General features: G+C 39.7%; 14 protein-coding genes and 1 riboswitch. Of the genes, 4 read left to right on the top strand and 10 right to left on the bottom strand.

Going from position 1 to position 15652, the window contains the following annotated elements; translation table 11 throughout:
• Window positions 1–124: 124 nt before the first annotated feature.
• The 3 genes from metK to P9Q65_RS00200 all read right to left on the bottom strand — a co-directional run bounded on the left by metK (window position 125) and on the right by P9Q65_RS00200 (window position 2893).
• Window positions 125–1303 (bottom strand): methionine adenosyltransferase, encoded by a 1179-nt coding sequence (gene metK, locus P9Q65_RS00210; RefSeq protein WP_304507064.1) that lies wholly within the window; start codon window positions 1301–1303, stop codon window positions 125–127.
• Window positions 1304–1464: 161 nt separating this feature from the next.
• Window positions 1465–1569: riboswitch (SAM riboswitch) on the bottom strand.
• An 84-nt stretch (window positions 1570–1653) separates the two neighbouring features.
• Window positions 1654–2157 (bottom strand): DNA-deoxyinosine glycosylase, encoded by a 504-nt coding sequence (locus P9Q65_RS00205; RefSeq protein WP_304507063.1) that lies wholly within the window; start codon window positions 2155–2157, stop codon window positions 1654–1656.
• Between the two features lie 13 nt (window positions 2158–2170).
• Window positions 2171–2893 (bottom strand): DNA alkylation repair protein, encoded by a 723-nt coding sequence (locus P9Q65_RS00200; protein ID WP_304507062.1) that lies wholly within the window; start codon window positions 2891–2893, stop codon window positions 2171–2173.
• Between the two features lie 454 nt (window positions 2894–3347).
• On the opposite strand from P9Q65_RS00200, the gene P9Q65_RS00195 reads away from it, so the two are divergent.
• The gene (locus P9Q65_RS00195; RefSeq protein ID WP_304507061.1) at window positions 3348–3722 is read left to right on the top strand and encodes a metal-dependent transcriptional regulator; all 375 of its coding nucleotides are present in this window, start codon (window positions 3348–3350) and stop codon (window positions 3720–3722) included.
• 259 nt (window positions 3723–3981) lie between these two features.
• Here the strand turns inward: P9Q65_RS00195 and P9Q65_RS00190 are convergent, their stop codons facing one another.
• Together P9Q65_RS00190 and P9Q65_RS00185 are read right to left on the bottom strand one after the other, a co-directional pair.
• Window positions 3982–5445 carry a polysaccharide deacetylase family protein gene (locus tag P9Q65_RS00190; RefSeq protein WP_304507060.1) on the bottom strand — a complete coding sequence of 488 codons (1464 nt, stop codon included), beginning with the start codon at window positions 5443–5445 and terminating at the stop codon, window positions 3982–3984.
• 21 nt (window positions 5446–5466) lie between these two features.
• On the bottom strand, window positions 5467–6234 hold the full coding sequence (locus P9Q65_RS00185) for an EFR1 family ferrodoxin (RefSeq protein ID WP_304507059.1): 768 nt from the start codon (window positions 6232–6234) through the stop codon (window positions 5467–5469).
• 196 nt (window positions 6235–6430) lie between these two features.
• Between P9Q65_RS00185 and P9Q65_RS00180 the strand changes: the two genes are divergently transcribed.
• On the top strand, window positions 6431–6865 hold the full coding sequence (locus P9Q65_RS00180; protein ID WP_304507058.1) for a GTP pyrophosphokinase: 435 nt from the start codon (window positions 6431–6433) through the stop codon (window positions 6863–6865).
• A 91-nt stretch (window positions 6866–6956) separates the two neighbouring features.
• Here the strand turns inward: P9Q65_RS00180 and P9Q65_RS00175 are convergent, their stop codons facing one another.
• Complete coding sequence (locus P9Q65_RS00175) at window positions 6957–7853, bottom strand: copper amine oxidase N-terminal domain-containing protein (protein WP_304507057.1); 897 nt, start codon at window positions 7851–7853, stop codon at window positions 6957–6959.
• Between the two features lie 411 nt (window positions 7854–8264).
• Between P9Q65_RS00175 and uraA the strand changes: the two genes are divergently transcribed.
• A complete protein-coding gene (uraA, locus tag P9Q65_RS00170) occupies window positions 8265–9521 on the top strand; it encodes a uracil permease (RefSeq protein WP_304507056.1) in 1257 nt (418 codons plus the stop codon).
• Between the two features lie 125 nt (window positions 9522–9646).
• Here uraA and P9Q65_RS00165 read toward each other — a convergent pair whose 3' ends face one another.
• The gene (locus tag P9Q65_RS00165) at window positions 9647–10123 is read right to left on the bottom strand and encodes a pyridoxamine 5'-phosphate oxidase family protein (RefSeq protein WP_304507055.1); all 477 of its coding nucleotides are present in this window, start codon (window positions 10121–10123) and stop codon (window positions 9647–9649) included.
• Window positions 10124–10299: 176 nt separating this feature from the next.
• Here P9Q65_RS00165 and P9Q65_RS00160 point away from each other — a divergent pair, with 176 nt between their 5' ends.
• A complete protein-coding gene (locus P9Q65_RS00160; RefSeq protein ID WP_304507054.1) occupies window positions 10300–12819 on the top strand; it encodes a heavy metal translocating P-type ATPase in 2520 nt (839 codons plus the stop codon).
• A gap of 153 nt (window positions 12820–12972) precedes the next feature.
• Here the strand turns inward: P9Q65_RS00160 and dusB are convergent, their stop codons facing one another.
• The 3 genes from dusB to P9Q65_RS00145 all read right to left on the bottom strand — a co-directional run bounded on the left by dusB (window position 12973) and on the right by P9Q65_RS00145 (window position 15600).
• Complete coding sequence (gene dusB, locus P9Q65_RS00155) at window positions 12973–13953, bottom strand: tRNA dihydrouridine synthase DusB (protein ID WP_304507053.1); 981 nt, start codon at window positions 13951–13953, stop codon at window positions 12973–12975.
• Between the two features lie 91 nt (window positions 13954–14044).
• Entirely contained in the window at window positions 14045–14812 is a 768-nt protein-coding gene (locus P9Q65_RS00150; RefSeq protein ID WP_304507052.1) for a type III pantothenate kinase, read from the bottom strand.
• Window positions 14803–15600: a type III pantothenate kinase gene (locus P9Q65_RS00145; protein ID WP_304507051.1), complete on the bottom strand. Its 798-nt coding sequence runs from the start codon at window positions 15598–15600 to the stop codon at window positions 14803–14805. The genes P9Q65_RS00150 and P9Q65_RS00145 overlap by 10 nt, the downstream gene beginning before the upstream one ends.
• Between the last annotated feature and the right edge of the window lie 52 nt (window positions 15601–15652).

Raw genomic sequence — 15652 nt, 5'->3', positions numbered from 1 at the left:
TTTCAATATTTTGTATTATATAATTTTTTAAGTATACCACACCAAAAGCAAAAAGGGAACTTTCGTTCCTACATTTTTCCATAAAAAAGGTGTCGACCAAAGTCGACACCTCAAAAAGACTAGATTAAAATTTATTTTTAAATACCTCAACCTTATCCAATTTTTCCCAAGGAAGGTCTAAATCTGTACGTCCAAAATGGCCGTAAGCTGCAACTTGCTTATAAATAGGTCTTCTCAAATCAAAATTTTTGATGATTGCCGCAGGACGCAAGTCAAAGTTTTTCTGAACAATTTCAGTAATTTCTTCATCGGAAATTTTTCCTGTTCCATAGGTGTTCACAAGAATGGATACAGGCTTTGCAACACCGATGGCATAAGCCAACTGCACTTCACATTTCTTTGCAATGCCACTGGCAACAATATTTTTTGCAACGTGTCTTGCTGCGTAACAAGCAGAACGGTCAACCTTTGTGGGGTCCTTGCCGCTGAATGCACCGCCGCCATGGGCTGCATAACCGCCATAGGTATCAACAATAATTTTTCTTCCTGTTAAACCGCTGTCACCCATGGGCCCGCCGATAACGAAACGACCTGTGGGATTGATATAATATTTTGTTTTATCATCTAAAAGCTCTGCCGGAATCACTTTTTCGATAACATGCTGAAGGATATCCCCACGAATTTGTTCGTTTGTTGCATTGGGATCATGCTGAGTAGATATCACAACTGTATCCACCCTTACAGGCTTGTCGTCCACATATTCAACAGTAACCTGAGATTTTCCGTCGGGACGTAAATATTTTAAAGTACCGTTTTTTCTAACTTCTGTTAATTTTCTTGTCAATTTATGCGCTAAAGAAATAGGCAAAGGCATCAACTCTTCTGTTTCATCGCAGGCAAACCCAAACATCATGCCTTGATCTCCGGCTCCGGTATCAAATTCGCTGTCATCTTCCCCTGTTTTATGTTCCAATGCTTTGTCAACACCCATGGCAATATCCGCAGACTGTCCATGAATAGAAGTAATAACAGCACAGGTTTCACTGTCAAACCCGTATTTTGCACGGTTATACCCAATTTCATTTAAGGTCTCCCGAACAATTTTTTCTACGTCTACATACGCATTTGTGGTAATTTCACCCATTACAAAAATAATCCCTGTGGTGGTTGCTGTTTCGCAAGCAACACGGGCATTTGGATCCTTTGCCAATAAGGTGTCTAAAACCCCATCGGAAATTTGATCACAAATTTTATCGGGATGTCCTTCCGTAACAGATTCGGATGTAAATAATCTTCTGCTCATTTTTTTCCCTCCTGTAAAAATAAAATAATTTTCCTTGTGAATAGAATGCAGGGAGAGATGTTTTACTATACTGCCAAATCAATAAAAAAATTGGCAAAAGCTGCAAGCCAAATTATATTTTTTGGCAAGAAAAAAGCCCTAACCAGGGCTTAAAATATACATTCTCATCTTCCGCTTGAATCAAACGGGGGAATTGGCACCGATGCGTAACAACGCCGGTTGCCGGGTGTCATAGGGCCCTGTCCCTCAACCACTCTTGATAAGTTCTCTATTCACTATTATATGGTGCATTATAACACCGTTTCCACTAAAAGTCAACATTCTTTCATAAATCTCTGGCAAAAACCACTCTAATCCAAATATGGCTTTAAGGCAGCATCCCACGCAGTTGTCAGCCGTTGAAAATTCCAGGCAGCATTGGCAGGGCTTGTAGACGGCAAAAGAATCATAGGAATTCCAGTCTTTTTCTGCTGATGCTTCTGATATAAGCGAAACGCAGTACCGCCATTTCCAAAAATAGGGATATTCCCCGTTATTCTCAGTATTTCACTTAAATCTGCAGGCACAACATTTCGTATGGAGCTGTCACTGCTGCCTTGAATATCGCAGCTTTCAATCACATCATAAACGGCGATTCCTTTTAGCAATAAAAAATTCTTTTTTTCTTCGATACTTTTTGGAACTTCTGCTCCTGTTGCCTCTGCCAGCACCCGCCAAAAACGATTTTGGGGATGTCCGTAATAAAAATTGTTTTCTCTGGATTTCACAGACGGCGCAGTTCCTAGAATCAACACCTTGCTGTTTTCATTACAAACAGGCAAAAAGCTGTGAACCACCCGTTCCATCTCCTTCATATGCACCCCTCCTTTATGCCTGTGCCTTTTTCCATTCCCGAAGCCATTCCTTATCTTCTGGGGATACACGAAAAGATTCGCAGGCCTTTTGTACAAACTTTGCCTTCACCTTGTAAGATAGTCTGCTATTGTCTAAATATCCACGAACCGCCTCAGGATTCTTTGCCCAAGCTGTTGCCAGTAACCAAGCCTGTGCCATTTGAATATAGTAAAAATCAGAATTCACGCCATCCGTTTCCAATAAAACCTCCTGTAAATATGGTTCTTTCAAATAATAATTTAGCAGAATAATCAATCCCACTCGTACAACCCAAGGATTATCTCCTTTTAGATAGCCCTTTGCATGTTGGAATAAGGGATCTCGGTTTTTCGCTGCAATCTTTTTAAGCGATGCACAAAATATATCACAATGCGCCCAATTTTCCACAAATTCAAAAGAATATGTATTACAAAAACGCAGAAAATCTTCAAACTCCATAGGCAGCGCCGCAGCCACAAGACCATATAGCAATCTTTCTTCATAAGTATCTTTTCCACAAAAAAGGAAAAAATCTTCTCCTGCATATTTTGCAAGATTTTTGGCTTTATCCCGTAAAATCGGTGTACGAATCCCTATTACAGGCAGAGATGAGCATAGCAGCTTTTCATGAAACAAACGATACTTTTCTTCTTGCAGACTGAAAAGCTCATTCCGAAACACTGCATAATCCTCTGCTGTCCATCTTTGTTCACTCATAATAACATCCTTTCTTTATTTTAATATAAAGAATAAGCGACTTTCTTGTGGGAGAAAGTCGCTTATTCTTTAAGGGTCGTCATTGCCATATAACGAAAACAATTGGGGGGCGTTTCCGCTATATTCGGTACGGCAACAACAAGAAGAGATGAAAAGTTTGATTCAAAATAGTTTGACGTTAGGAGAAAGCATCAAACTACAGAAACAAGCAAATTAAAACATGCCAAAATAGGCATATTATCTAAAAAAGGCGTCAAAACATTTTATTGTCTTGCGACGCCCTTGTCGTAATTATGTATTTATATTGCATCATTTTTTTCTACTTGTCAATGATAAATTATTTATTTTTTCATTTTGTCTTATTTTTTATACAATATATTACGAATTAAACAAACCCATTGTCAATCTGCAATTTTTTTGTTACCATAATAAAAAAGCTTAGGGGGAGATCTATTTGAAAGTCCAAGAATCAATGGAAGATTATCTTGAAACAATTTATCTGCTGGAGAAGCAAACCGGCTACGTGCGCTCCATTGATATTGCTACTGCCCTAGGTTTTAGCAAGCCCAGCATCAGCAATGCTATGAAAAAGCTAAAGGCCAACGGATATATCGAAATGGAAGATCGGGGTAGTATTAAGTTAACGGAAAAAGGAAAAGCCCAAGCTATGGGTACCTATGAACGCCATTGTGTTATTTCCGAAATATTAATGCGTTTTGGCGTTGCCAAGGAAACTGCTCTAGAAGACGCATGCCGTATTGAGCATGTAATTAGCCAAGAAACCTTTCTAGGCATGAAAAACTTTTTGGAAATAAATCAAAAGGAGTAAACAGTGTTAAATACCTTCGTCTATTTTAAAGAATGAAAGTCTAATTATATGGCTCAAGCCTTGTAATTAGACTTTTATTTTTTTGAAAGAAAACTTTTAGATATTTCCGTTCTATATAAACAAAGATTAAATCTTGGAAAGTGATACGGCGATGAATTTTTTAAATTTATTACTAGCACTCCTTCGCAATTTGTTTGCCAAAACATAAAGCCCCCTCGCTAAAAATTTATGCGAAAGGGCTTTCCCTCAATTTTTTTATTTATTGAAAATAAGAATAGCCATAAAGCTTTCCTGCCTCCAACTGCTCTCCATGTTTATATTGAGCCATTTCTGAAACAGTTACCAACTGATAGCCCTGTTTTAATAAATAAGGTACCAATTCTTCAGTTGCCTCTGCGCTGGTTTCATAAATTCCATGCATTAGTATAACTTTTCCGTCTAGATCTCCCTGACTACGTATTACCTTCATAATTGCATCGGGATCCTTGCTCTTCCAATCCAAAGTATCCACTGACCAAGTTACCATAGCCAAAGGAATATGCTCCTTCACAAAATCATTGCAGTTTCCATAAGGGGGGCGGAACACCGTGGGTTCAACACCGATTGTATTTCGGAAGGCCTCCTCGGTTTTCTTCACATCCTCCGCAATTGCCTCCTCTGAAAGAGTATTAAAGTTTTTATGAGAATAGGAATGGCTCCCCACTTCACAGCCCAATTCCAGCTCTCTTTTCACTGTATCGGGATAAGCCTCTACCAAACTGCCCAGATCAAAAAACGTTGCTACCACACCATACTTCTCCAAAGCATCCAAAATCCGCTCTGTTTGCGCAGGCTTTGGCCCATCATCAAAGGTTAAAGCAACCATTGGCTTATCTGGGTCAATTTCCCGCTCCGGCTTTTCAATAGGTTGAATGGGTTCTGTCTCTTCCTCCTCCGCCACAGGAGGTGCTTCTACCCCTACCCCGTTTAATAATCCTGGCAATTCACTATAAGGGATTAACAGATCTACTCTGCCAAGGCTACCGGGAAATATATCATAACGGTCAAAGTAAAATATAACCCCTTCACTATTTAAGGCAAAACGTTCAAAACGACCGGCATCGGGTGCCAAAGTGGTTTTATAGTCCCCAAAAATTCTATCTTTATATGGCTCGTTCTGCGTAAAATATTGAATGGTATATGCAGATGCCGCTTCCAAAAAGCCATCTTTTCTAATATCCTTCTCTACAATACGCTGACCTGTATTGGTATCAAAATGAAATATATGTACTCTTTCTACCGGCAAAACATCTTGCCCCAATTCTTGGGTTTCATAAAATACAATACAAACTTTATCCTCACTCACAACGTAACTGTCATAATCCAAATATAAGAATTTATCACAGTCTTTTTGTGTCAAACGTCTTTTTTCTTTTTCATCTTTTACATCATATTGTTCAGCAAAAGCCCCCTTCAGTCCCTGCACGAAATCCAAAATCTGATTGTTAATCTCCTCATTGGACATATGCGGATACGCTAACACATAAGCAAGGGGTGCTGCATACTCAATCATTGATTCCTTCTCACCAATCAACTGCTTCCTTTCGGTTTTTACAGGCCTGATCGGCTCAACCGGTAACATCAACGGCTCTGCTGCCGAAACTGCGTTATTCTGCCCACAACCGCATAAGCCAAGGGCAACCGCCAATACCAAAAGGCAAATCATCCATTTTCTTCTCTTCATTCGTTATCCCCCATTTAAAAGCTATTTCCAGCAAGGATGTACATACTGTCCCCTGTCTTTTGTCTTTTTTCCATATTGAATTGCCCCTTGGGGGCATCGATTGATACACGCCAAGCACATATTGCATTGTTGTTTGATCCAACGGGGAATCCCGTCTTTTAATTGGATACAATGATCTGTACATACCTTCTCGCAGATTCCGCATCCAATACAATCCCCGGTAGCATGAAACGGCTTTGTTTTGGTTCCAAAACGCTGAAAAGCAGGATTCACGGCTAAGGTCAAAAGTCCTGCCGCCTTACCCTTTTTCACACGAAAAAATCCTGATTTTTCCTGTTTTACAGCATTTAAAATATGTTCCATTGTCTCCCTGGCTTTTTCTAATATCTCGGCCTGTTCCGCCAGAGACCCCACCTTGAACATAACAACATAGTTATCAGGCATGATTACAGAGTAACCACTATTCAAAATAATTCCCTTTTTGCCCAAAGCATCTTCCAATACCTCCATCCCATTTCCTGCTGTGCCTCCACAAGTGCAAACGCCAAAAGTATAGGGTAGTTTTTCACTATGTAAAATCAGCTTCTTTATAAAATCCAACACAGCCTTTGGAGGTGCCCAAGCATATATTGGGAAAACAAAACCCAGCTTCTCATTTTCCTGTAAAAAATATTCCACCTCATTTTTTTGTAAAACCTGTGCAATATCAATAATAGGCTCACCTAAATTATCTGATAAAAAACGGGCAGTGGCATATGAATTTCCCGTTCCACTAAAATAAAAAATCATTTTCTTGCCCTCCCTTTTTTCATAAATCTGTACTACATATTTATCATAACATAATTTTTTAAGGAGTTATTGAAGATTTTATTAAATTTTGTAACATTTCGCCGACGATTTATTCCAATTTTTGCCCATTTTTATTGTTTTCTCTTGCTTATTATGCTACACTTTTGAAAGAAATCTATAAAAAGGAGTACGCATTATGCTGGAAAAAGCAATCATTCTTGCCGCAAAGGCTCATACAGGTCAATTAGATAAGGGAGGAAACCCCTATATTCTACATCCGATACGCGTTATGCTTGGATGTAAAACCCTGGATGAAAAAATTGTTGCTGTCCTCCATGATACCTTGGAAAACAGTGGCTTAACCGCTGAAGATCTTATAAAAGAAGGCTTTTCAGAAACAATTGTGGATGCAGTGGTTTGTCTTACCAGAGAAATCGGGGGAGACTATATGGAATATATCCAAAAAGTGTCAAAAAACCCCTTGGCGACTGCGGTAAAGCTCTCTGATTTGGCAGACAATATGGATCTCAAACGCCTACCGGGATTGACGCCAAGAGATTTCCAGAGGCTGGAACGCTATTTGCGTGCTCAAATAATATTAGAAACTGCGCAAAAAAATAGGGGCTTTTGATAAATTTAAATTTAAATGGATTCCTTTAACATATGTAGAATAATTTCTATAATAAAAATGGCTTCTCAAAAGAGAAGCCATTTTATCTTAATTATGCTAAAATATCAGAAGATACATATAAAACACTATTAACCAAAGCAGCGGCAGCATTTGCATCCTTTTCTTTCTCATCAACTACATACTTTGTTGAACCAACGGATACGCTAATTGTCCGCTCAGCGTTTTCCACCAAAACAGGCTTGTTTTTGCCCTGCCATGTTACAACATAACCCAATTTTTCTGCTGTGTCTCGTAAAGCAATCATCTCTCCAGCCGTTTCTGTTTCTTCAACCTTTGTTTTTTCATCCTCACTTTTCTTTTCTCCTAAAATTAAAACAAAGGAAGGATTTGTTTGTGCAGGAATACTTCTGGTTGTAGTATCGAAAAATACCAAAGCATCTTTCCCTTTTACATCATCTGCAGTCATATTATTTTTTGTGCCCGTTAAGTTTTGAATTACCGTATCTTCGCTAATATTTAATACAAGCATGTCTCTTTTGCTCAACAGATCCTCATCAAAAGAGCCTACAATGAAGCCTCCCTTATCTGCATTTGCAACAACTGCTGTTACCTTGCCTAGAAAAGGCGGCATGCTCATCCCCATAGGGCTGTTCACAGGATATATCACTGCAATCTCCATGCCTTCTGTTAATTGATTCGGTGTTAAATAGTTGCCACTTTCTCTATCAACGATAATTGAATTTCCATCAATCATAAATCGTAAACCGCCATCGTCGTTATTGATTAAAACTTCATAAGAACCATTTTCCGTTGCTGTAACAGAAACAACTTTGCCACTCTGACTTATAAATGCCGCTTCACTCTCTTGAACCACATAAGTGGCTCCGGTGGTAATTTGAGCTGCTTCTTTTGCTTCTGCAAAAGCCACCGTGCTTCCCATTATTGCAAATGCCATGCCCAGTGCCATTATCTTCAAATGTCTTTTCATATGTTCTTCCTCCTTAATTTTAAAACTATTTTTGCTTTCCAATGGTAAGACGGCAATTTTTTATAAAAGTTCTAAACACTTTGATATAATCTTTCAAATTTTATTTTTCCTCAGACTCTAAAAAATATAGTGGTAACTTTTTAAAAAAAACGAATAAAAAGAAAGACATCTTTTTAACATACTCTGGTAGATTACTCCTATAGATGGACTGTTTTTTCAAAATTTTATGGCATAACGCTAATTTCTTTTATTTTTATACATTTTTCATTGCCAGAAGAAAAAGAGGATGCTATAATCTTTCAGGCACAAAAATTGTTGGTTTCATTACCAAGCATTTTTTTTATGCATTTGTGCCAAAAAATCGTTATCTTATTATCATTCACATCACAACAACTTAAGGAGGTTATTGTTTTGGAAAACCGTAAAATTATACAAGTAGATGAAAAAGTACCTTTTTCTCTTCTTGCCCCCCTATCTTTACAGCATATGTTTGCTATGTTTGGTGCAACCGTGCTGGTTCCATTCCTTTTTGGCATCAACTCTGCTGTCGTTCTGTTTATGAATGGTTTAGGCACATTACTCTTTATTTTCATTACCAAAGGAAAAGCTCCTGCTTATTTAGGTTCAAGCTTTGCATTCCTGGCCCCCGGTCTTTTGATTATTGAAAAATTCGGATACCCTTATGCTTTAGGCGGTTTCGTTGCTGTTGGCTTCTGCGGTTGTATTGTTGCCGCAATCATAAGCAAATTTGGTTCCGATTGGATTAATGTTATTCTTCCCCCCGCAGCAATGGGCCCCGTGGTTGCCTTAATCGGTCTGGAATTGGCCGGCACCGCTGCAAACACTGCCGGACTTTTGGAAGAAGGCGGTCCTTCCACTGCAAACGTTACTGTATTCTTAGTTACTTTGGGTATTGCTGTTTTTGGTTCCGTACTATTCCGAAAGTTTTTTGCAGTTATCCCCATATTAATTGCCGTTATTTGCGGTTATATCACTGCTTATTTTGTAGGATTGGTAGACTTCGGCGCTGTGGCTGACGCAGGCTGGTTTGCAGTTCCTAATTTCTCTTCTCCTAAGTTTAGCATAGAGGCAATCTTAATCATGCTTCCCGCTCTATTGGTTATCATTTCCGAACACATCGGCCATCAGATTGTTACCAGTAAAATCATTGGACGTGACTTATTAAAAGATCCCGGTCTGCATCGCTCTTTATTCGCAGATAATTTCTCCACCATGTTATCCGGTTTTATTGGTTCCGTACCAACTACAACCTACGGCGAAAACATCGGCGTTATGGCAATCACCAAAGTTTATAGCGTTAGAGTCATTGCAGGTGCTGCAATTCTTTCCATCATCTGTTCTTTCATCGGCAAATTGACAATATTAATCGGCACAATTCCAGGGGCTGTTATCGGCGGAATCTCTTTCCTGCTTTATGGTATGATTGGGACCTCCGGCTTACGAATTCTTGTGGATTCTAAAGTGGACTTCGATAAATCCAGAAATATTGCTTTAACTTCTGTTATTTTCGTAGTAGGTCTTTCCGGAATCTCCATTAATCTTGGCAGTATTGCGTTAAGAGGTATGTCTCTTGCTGCTTTAGTTGGTATGGGATTAAGCTTGATTTTCTTTATCTTTGACAAAATGGGTATCATGAACGATAAATAATGTTTTTTCAAAAAAACAAGGGGATCTCAAAAAATAGAAATCTCCTTGTTTTTCTTTCATACTTATATTCTTGTAAATAAAAATTCTGTCTATCTGCACCTGAATTCATATATAACCTTTTCATATTATTGTTTTCTTTCATTTGCTTTTCCCGAAATCTCTTGCATTTCAACCCGACATACTCCCGTATGTTTGAGCCTTGGTTGAATATAAGAAAGATGCTGGTGGATTAAATCGGGGCTATACTTCTTACAAATCAATTGTAACGCCAGAAGCTTCTCCTCTTCCTCCTCAATAATCTTTGCAATTCCCTCGACCACTGCACTTTCATAGCGAACGGTATATGCTTCCTGCTCCACATCTGCCTTGCTTACAAAACTCATACATACCTTAGGGTTTTCCCTTATATTATCAAGCTTTCTCCCCTCTAAAGCGCAATGAAAATAAATATTATTTTCATATAAAACATGGCTCACTGCAATGGCGTAAGGATCCCCATTTAAGCTGGCTGTAGCCAATATTCCGTATTCACTGTTCTCGATAATATCTCTTGCTTTTTCCTCTGAAACCAATCTATCTTTGCGGCGCATTTCCTTTTTCATAACATCCCTCCTTTTTTCCATAGTTTAACATGATATTTGATAAAAGAATACTTATTTTTCCTAGGCTTATGCGCAAAATAGATTTAGGTATCATCCAAATCGAGATTGACATTATCCACAAAAAAGGATACACTCATGATAGTAGTTATTTTCTACTAACTGAAAGGAGGTAAACAATGAAAGAAAAATTTGACGTAACCGGGATGACTTGTTCTGCTTGCTCCGCACATGTGGAAAAAAGTGTAAGTAAGCTGGAAGGAGTCGCATCAGTAAATGTAAATCTATTGCAGAATTCTATGACAGTCACTTTTGAAGATGACGTTGTAAATAGCAACAAAATTATTCAAGCTGTAAAAAGCAGCGGCTATGGCGCTTCCCTTGCCGACGGGAAAAAAGAGAATGCTTCAACACAAAATATTGCGGCGGAAGAAATGAAGGCAATGAAGCTTCGCCTGATTTCTTCCTTCTGTTTTTTGATTCCTCTTTTTTATATTTCCATGGGTCATATGATGGGTGCACCGTTGCCCGGTATTCTTCTTGGTAATGAAAATATCCTTATTTTTGCATTGGTGCAGTTATTCTTAACCCTTCCTGTTCTGTTTATTAACAGAAAATTTTTTACCGTTGGATTTCAGGCTCTATGGCATCGTTCGCCCAATATGGATTCTTTGATCGCCCTAGGCTCTGGGGCATCGGTTTTATACAGCGTTTTTGCCATTTTTGCCATGGCGTTTTATATGGGGCGTGGAAATCTTGAGCATGCTCATCACTATAGCATGGAGTTGTACTTTGAATCTGCGGCAATGATTCTTACCTTAATTACCGTAGGTAAATACATGGAAACCCGCTCGAAGGGGAAAACTTCCGAAGCCATTAGTAAGCTAATGAACCTTACTCCCAAAATGGCTACGGTCATAAGAAATAACGAAGAAACAGAAATTCCCGTGGAAGAAGTCCATGAAGGCGATATTCTTGTGGTACGTCCCGGGCATAGTATTCCTGTGGATGGCACTCTAATCGAAGGTTTTTCCGCCATTGATGAAAGTGCACTCACCGGTGAAAGTATCCCCGTAGAAAAACAAGTGGGGGACTCCGTTATTGGAGCAACGGTAAACAAAAGTGGTTATTTTAAAATGACGGCGACCCGTGTAGGAAAGGACACCACACTTTCTCAGATTATTTCCCTTGTGGAAGAAGCAAGCGCCTCAAAAGCACCCATTGCAAAATTGGCGGATAAGGTTAGCGGTGTATTCGTCCCCATTGTAATCAGCATTGCTATCATTGCTGCAATTATCTGGCTCATCGCCGGTCAAACCTTCGCCTTTGCCCTATCCATTGGGATTGCAGTATTGGTTATTTCCTGCCCCTGTGCCTTGGGATTGGCAACCCCTACCGCAATCATGGTGGGTACGGGAAAAGGTGCGGAAAACGGTATTTTGATTAAATCCGCAGAAAGTCTTGAAATTGCCCATCAGCTGGATACCGTTGTATTAGATAAAACGGGTACATTAACAGAGGGGAAGCCAACGGTAACAGATATTTACCCTGCCAAAGGCGTTTTAAAAAATCCTTTTTTACGACTTGCCGCCTCTTTAGAATCCCTTTCGGAACACCCTTTAGCTGAGGCCGTAGTGCAACACGCCAAAGCAAACGAAATTGGATTTTTGGAAGCGAAAAACTTGTCAGCAACCCCCGGACAAGGGATTGAAGCAGAAATAAACGGTAAAATAATTTGCGGTGGAAATCTAAAAATGATGCAGCAAAAGAACATTGACCTAGGTGACTATCTTGAAAAAGGGGAATCCCTTGCAAACGAAGGAAAGACCCCCTTATATTTTGCGGAAAACAACAAATTTCTGGGCATATTGGCACTGGCAGACACCTTAAAAGAAAGCAGTAAGGATGCCGTTGACGCCTTCCATGAAATGGGCATTCATGTAGTGATGCTTACAGGCGATAATCAACGAACCGCTGATGCTATTGCAAAAAAATTAGGCATCGGTGCCATTGCTGATGTATTGCCCCAAGATAAGGAACAAGAGGTTCGCCGTTTACAAGAATCAGGTAAAAAAGTGGCAATGGTGGGCGACGGCATCAACGATGCCCCTGCCCTTACTCGCGCCGATGTAGGCATTGCCATCGGTGCCGGAACCGATGTTGCTATGGAATCCGCAGATATTGTCCTTATGAAAAGCGATCTGTTGGATGCAGCTACCGCAATACAGTTAAGCCATGCTACCATTCGCAATATCAAGCAAAACCTATTCTGGGCATTCTTTTATAATACTTTGGGGATTCCCCTTGCCGCAGGAGTTTTCATTCCTGCATTTGGGTTGAAATTAAATCCCATGTTCGCCGCAGCGGCCATGAGTTTCAGTTCTGTATTTGTAGTAGGAAATGCTTTGCGTCTGAAGCTGTTCCGCCCAGAAAAACATATAACCAAGACAAATTTAAATAACCCGAGTAATACACAAAAGGAGGAAACAACAATGAAAAAAGTATTGAAAATTGAGGGTATGTCCTGTGGGCATTGCACAGCAAGAGTTGAAAAAGCTTTAAACGATATGGATGGGGTATCTGCCCAGGTTAGTTTAGACGACAAAAGTGCTACAGTTGCCCTTGCAAAAGATATTAGCGATGAGGCATTAATTCAAACCGTTACCGACGCAGGCTACGAAGTTGTAGATATTCAGTAATCGTTGTTTTTCTAAATTATGAAAGAACCAAAGAAAAAGACCATATCTCAAGGCGTTCCCTTGGTATATGGTCTTTTTAAATTTATAAATTCCTCCGAAAGGAATCTAGATTGGTTCTCAATCCCACTCAACAAAAAAGCTTATTCATATATTTCATCTCAATAAATCTTTTTCTTGTTTTCTCAAATATCCCTGCAATAAACTCTCCATTTCCTCTAAGCTTTCCGTATAATTCAAATTACCTCTCAATTCAGCTGCCCCGGGCATCCCTTTCATATACCAAGCCATATGCTTGCGCATTTCTCTAATACCGGTATATTCCCCTTTATAGGCAATCAGCATTTTTGCATGGCACAATGCCTTTTCCACCCGTTCTTGTGCAGTTGGTTCTGGCAAAAGTTCTCCTGTTTTTAAATAGTGAAGAATCCGTTTGAAAATCCAAGGATTCCCTTGAGCACCTCGCCCTACCATAATGGCATCACAGCCTGTATGCTCAAATAAATTCTTAGCATCCTGGGGGGTAAACACATCACCATTTCCGATAACCGGAATGGCAACAGCCTCTTTCACCTGGCGAATAATATCCCAATCTGCCTTGCCGCTATAATATTGCTCTCTGGTTCTACCATGTACCGCCACTGCTGCCGCACCATTTGCCTCAGCAATTTTTGCAATTTCCGGTGCATTAATATGCAAATCATCAAAGCCCTTGCGGAATTTAATGGTAACGGGTTTATTCTGCGCTGTAACCAAAGCCTTTACAATTTCTCCAACTCGAAAGGGATCCTTTGTTAAAGCGCTCCCCTCCCCATTTTTCACAATTTTGGGGGCAGGACATCCCATATTTACATCTATAATATCAAAGGGATATCCCTCTATTTTTCTTCCCATTTCCCCTAATATTTGGGGATCTGAGCCAAAAAGCTGTATCGCAGTGGGACGCTCAGCCGCTTCAACATTCAATAACTCTGTTGTGTTTTTATTATCGTATAAAATTCCCTTGGCGCTTACCATCTCAGAATAAACCAATCCACAGCCCATTTCTTTGCAAAGAAGGCGAAAAGGCAGATCGGTTACCCCCGCCATGGGTGCCAAAAAAACATTATTTTCAAGTTCAACATTGCCAATTTTCATGGTAACACCTCATTTCTTTCTTCGGTTTTTTATCATACCAAACATTTTTATTCTTGGCAAGAAAAAAGACGAGGCACCCCCGTCCTTTTCATTATCTATTTTTCTGATACAAAATCCTTAGACCCTTTAAAGTCAAAACAGGATCTAATATATCAAATATTTTCTTATCCGGATCAATGACCCTTGCCAGACCGCCGGTGGCAATGACTTTAATTTCCGAAAACCCAAGCTGTTCTTTTAACTGCTGAATAATATATTTCGTTTGTCCAATATGCCCTATAACCAAACCAGCCTGTATACTTCCAACTGTATTTTTCACAATAATAGATTTCGGTTTTTTAATCTCTATTTTCGGAAGCTGAGCGGCTCTTTGGTACAAAGCCTCAGAACAAATGGAAATACCCGGGGTAATCAAGCCCGTTATAAATTCTGACTTTTCATTAATTACATCAAAGGTATTGGCAGTACCATAGTCAATCACCACGGCAGGTCCACCGTAAATTTCATTTGCTGCAACCAAATTAACAATACGATCCGCTCCCACTGCTTTGGGGTTGTCCCGTTTGATTACAATGCCCGTTTTCATTCCAGCACTTACAATCATAGGTTCTATATTAAAATATTTTCTAATTCCTTGTGTTAAAGAATACATAATGTCAGGAACCACAGAGGAAATGATCACTGCTTCAATCCGCTTTACATCAAAACCTGCTGTTTCAAATAAATTATACAGAAAAATCCCTGTTTCATCTGCAGTTTTATTGCTACCGGTAGCCATTCTCCAGCATTTTACAAGTTTTTCTCCATGGTATACACCTAAAACATAGTTGGTATTCCCAACGTCTATTACTAGAAGCATTTGCTTTCCCCCTGTCGCCTGTTCTTGTTCTTTTCATATATAAGCCGTAACCCATGCAACGCAAGAACAGGGTCAAAAACATCAAATATTTCTTCCTGATCATCAATTATTTTGGCAAGTCCGCCGGTGGCAATGACTTTCAATTCAGGCAAACCCACTTCCTCTCGAATACATTCAATCATATAAATCGTTTCTCCAATATGACTGATCACAAGCCCTGCTTGCATACTCTCAATGGTGGTTTTGGTAATAATACTCTCTGGCGCAACAATTTCGAACTTAGGTAAGTTTGCAGCCTTTTGGTATAAAGCCTCCGCGCACACTTGAAGCCCGGGTGCCGTAATTCCTGTCAAAAACACGCCGTTTTCGCTTATCACATCAAAGGTCGTTGCCGTGCTGTAATCAATCACGATAGCCGGTCCGCCGTACCTTTCATATGCAGAGACCAGATTAACAATACGATCTGTCCCCATCTCCTTAGGATTTTCCATCCTTAGATTGATACCTGTTTTCATCCCCGAACGAACAATCAATGCTTCCCGCCTAAAATATTTACGAATCCCGTTGGTCAATGAATACATCACATTGGGGACAACAGAGGAAATAATCACTGCTTCAATTTCTATCACCGGAATGTCGGCATGATGAAAAAACGAACGGATTAGTATGCCCGTTTCATCAGAGGTTCGGCTGCTTAACGTAGATAATCGCCAATTAGCCACAAGCACTTCTCCATCAAAAACGCCTATCACGGTGTTGGTATTACTAACATCAATTACTAGTATCATTCTGCCCTCTCCTTAAAAACAAGGGTTAAAAAGGTGCGGGCTGACCCGCACC

Origin of the sequence: Anaerotignum sp. (genome assembly GCF_030625865.1) — a bacterium.
Classification (GTDB): domain Bacteria; phylum Bacillota; class Clostridia; order Lachnospirales; family Anaerotignaceae; genus Chakrabartyella.
The sequence above is the reverse complement of the archived record's forward strand: the minus strand, read 5'-3'. Positions and strand labels throughout refer to the sequence as shown.

Bases quoted from the DNA above. Each gene is read 5' to 3' on its own strand.
- metK (WP_304507064.1), bottom strand. From the start codon at position 1,303: ATGAGCAGAAGATTATTTACATCCGAATCTGTTACGGAAGGACATCCC.
- P9Q65_RS00205 (WP_304507063.1), bottom strand. From the start codon at position 2,157: ATGAAGGAGATGGAACGGGTGGTTCACAGCTTTTTGCCTGTTTGTAAT.
- P9Q65_RS00200 (WP_304507062.1), bottom strand. From the start codon at position 2,893: ATGAGTGAACAAAGATGGACAGCAGAGGATTATGCAGTGTTTCGGAAT.
- P9Q65_RS00190 (WP_304507060.1), bottom strand. From the start codon at position 5,445: ATGAAGAGAAGAAAATGGATGATTTGCCTTTTGGTATTGGCGGTTGCC.
- P9Q65_RS00185 (WP_304507059.1), bottom strand. From the start codon at position 6,234: ATGATTTTTTATTTTAGTGGAACGGGAAATTCATATGCCACTGCCCGT.
- P9Q65_RS00180 (WP_304507058.1), top strand. From the start codon at position 6,431: ATGCTGGAAAAAGCAATCATTCTTGCCGCAAAGGCTCATACAGGTCAA.
- P9Q65_RS00175 (WP_304507057.1), bottom strand. From the start codon at position 7,853: ATGAAAAGACATTTGAAGATAATGGCACTGGGCATGGCATTTGCAATA.
- P9Q65_RS00165 (WP_304507055.1), bottom strand. From the start codon at position 10,123: ATGAAAAAGGAAATGCGCCGCAAAGATAGATTGGTTTCAGAGGAAAAA.
- P9Q65_RS00160 (WP_304507054.1), top strand. From the start codon at position 10,300: ATGAAAGAAAAATTTGACGTAACCGGGATGACTTGTTCTGCTTGCTCC.
- dusB (WP_304507053.1), bottom strand. From the start codon at position 13,953: ATGAAAATTGGCAATGTTGAACTTGAAAATAATGTTTTTTTGGCACCC.
- P9Q65_RS00150 (WP_304507052.1), bottom strand. From the start codon at position 14,812: ATGCTTCTAGTAATAGACGTTGGGAATACCAACTATGTTTTAGGTGTA.
- P9Q65_RS00145 (WP_304507051.1), bottom strand. From the start codon at position 15,600: ATGATACTAGTAATTGATGTTAGTAATACCAACACCGTGATAGGCGTT.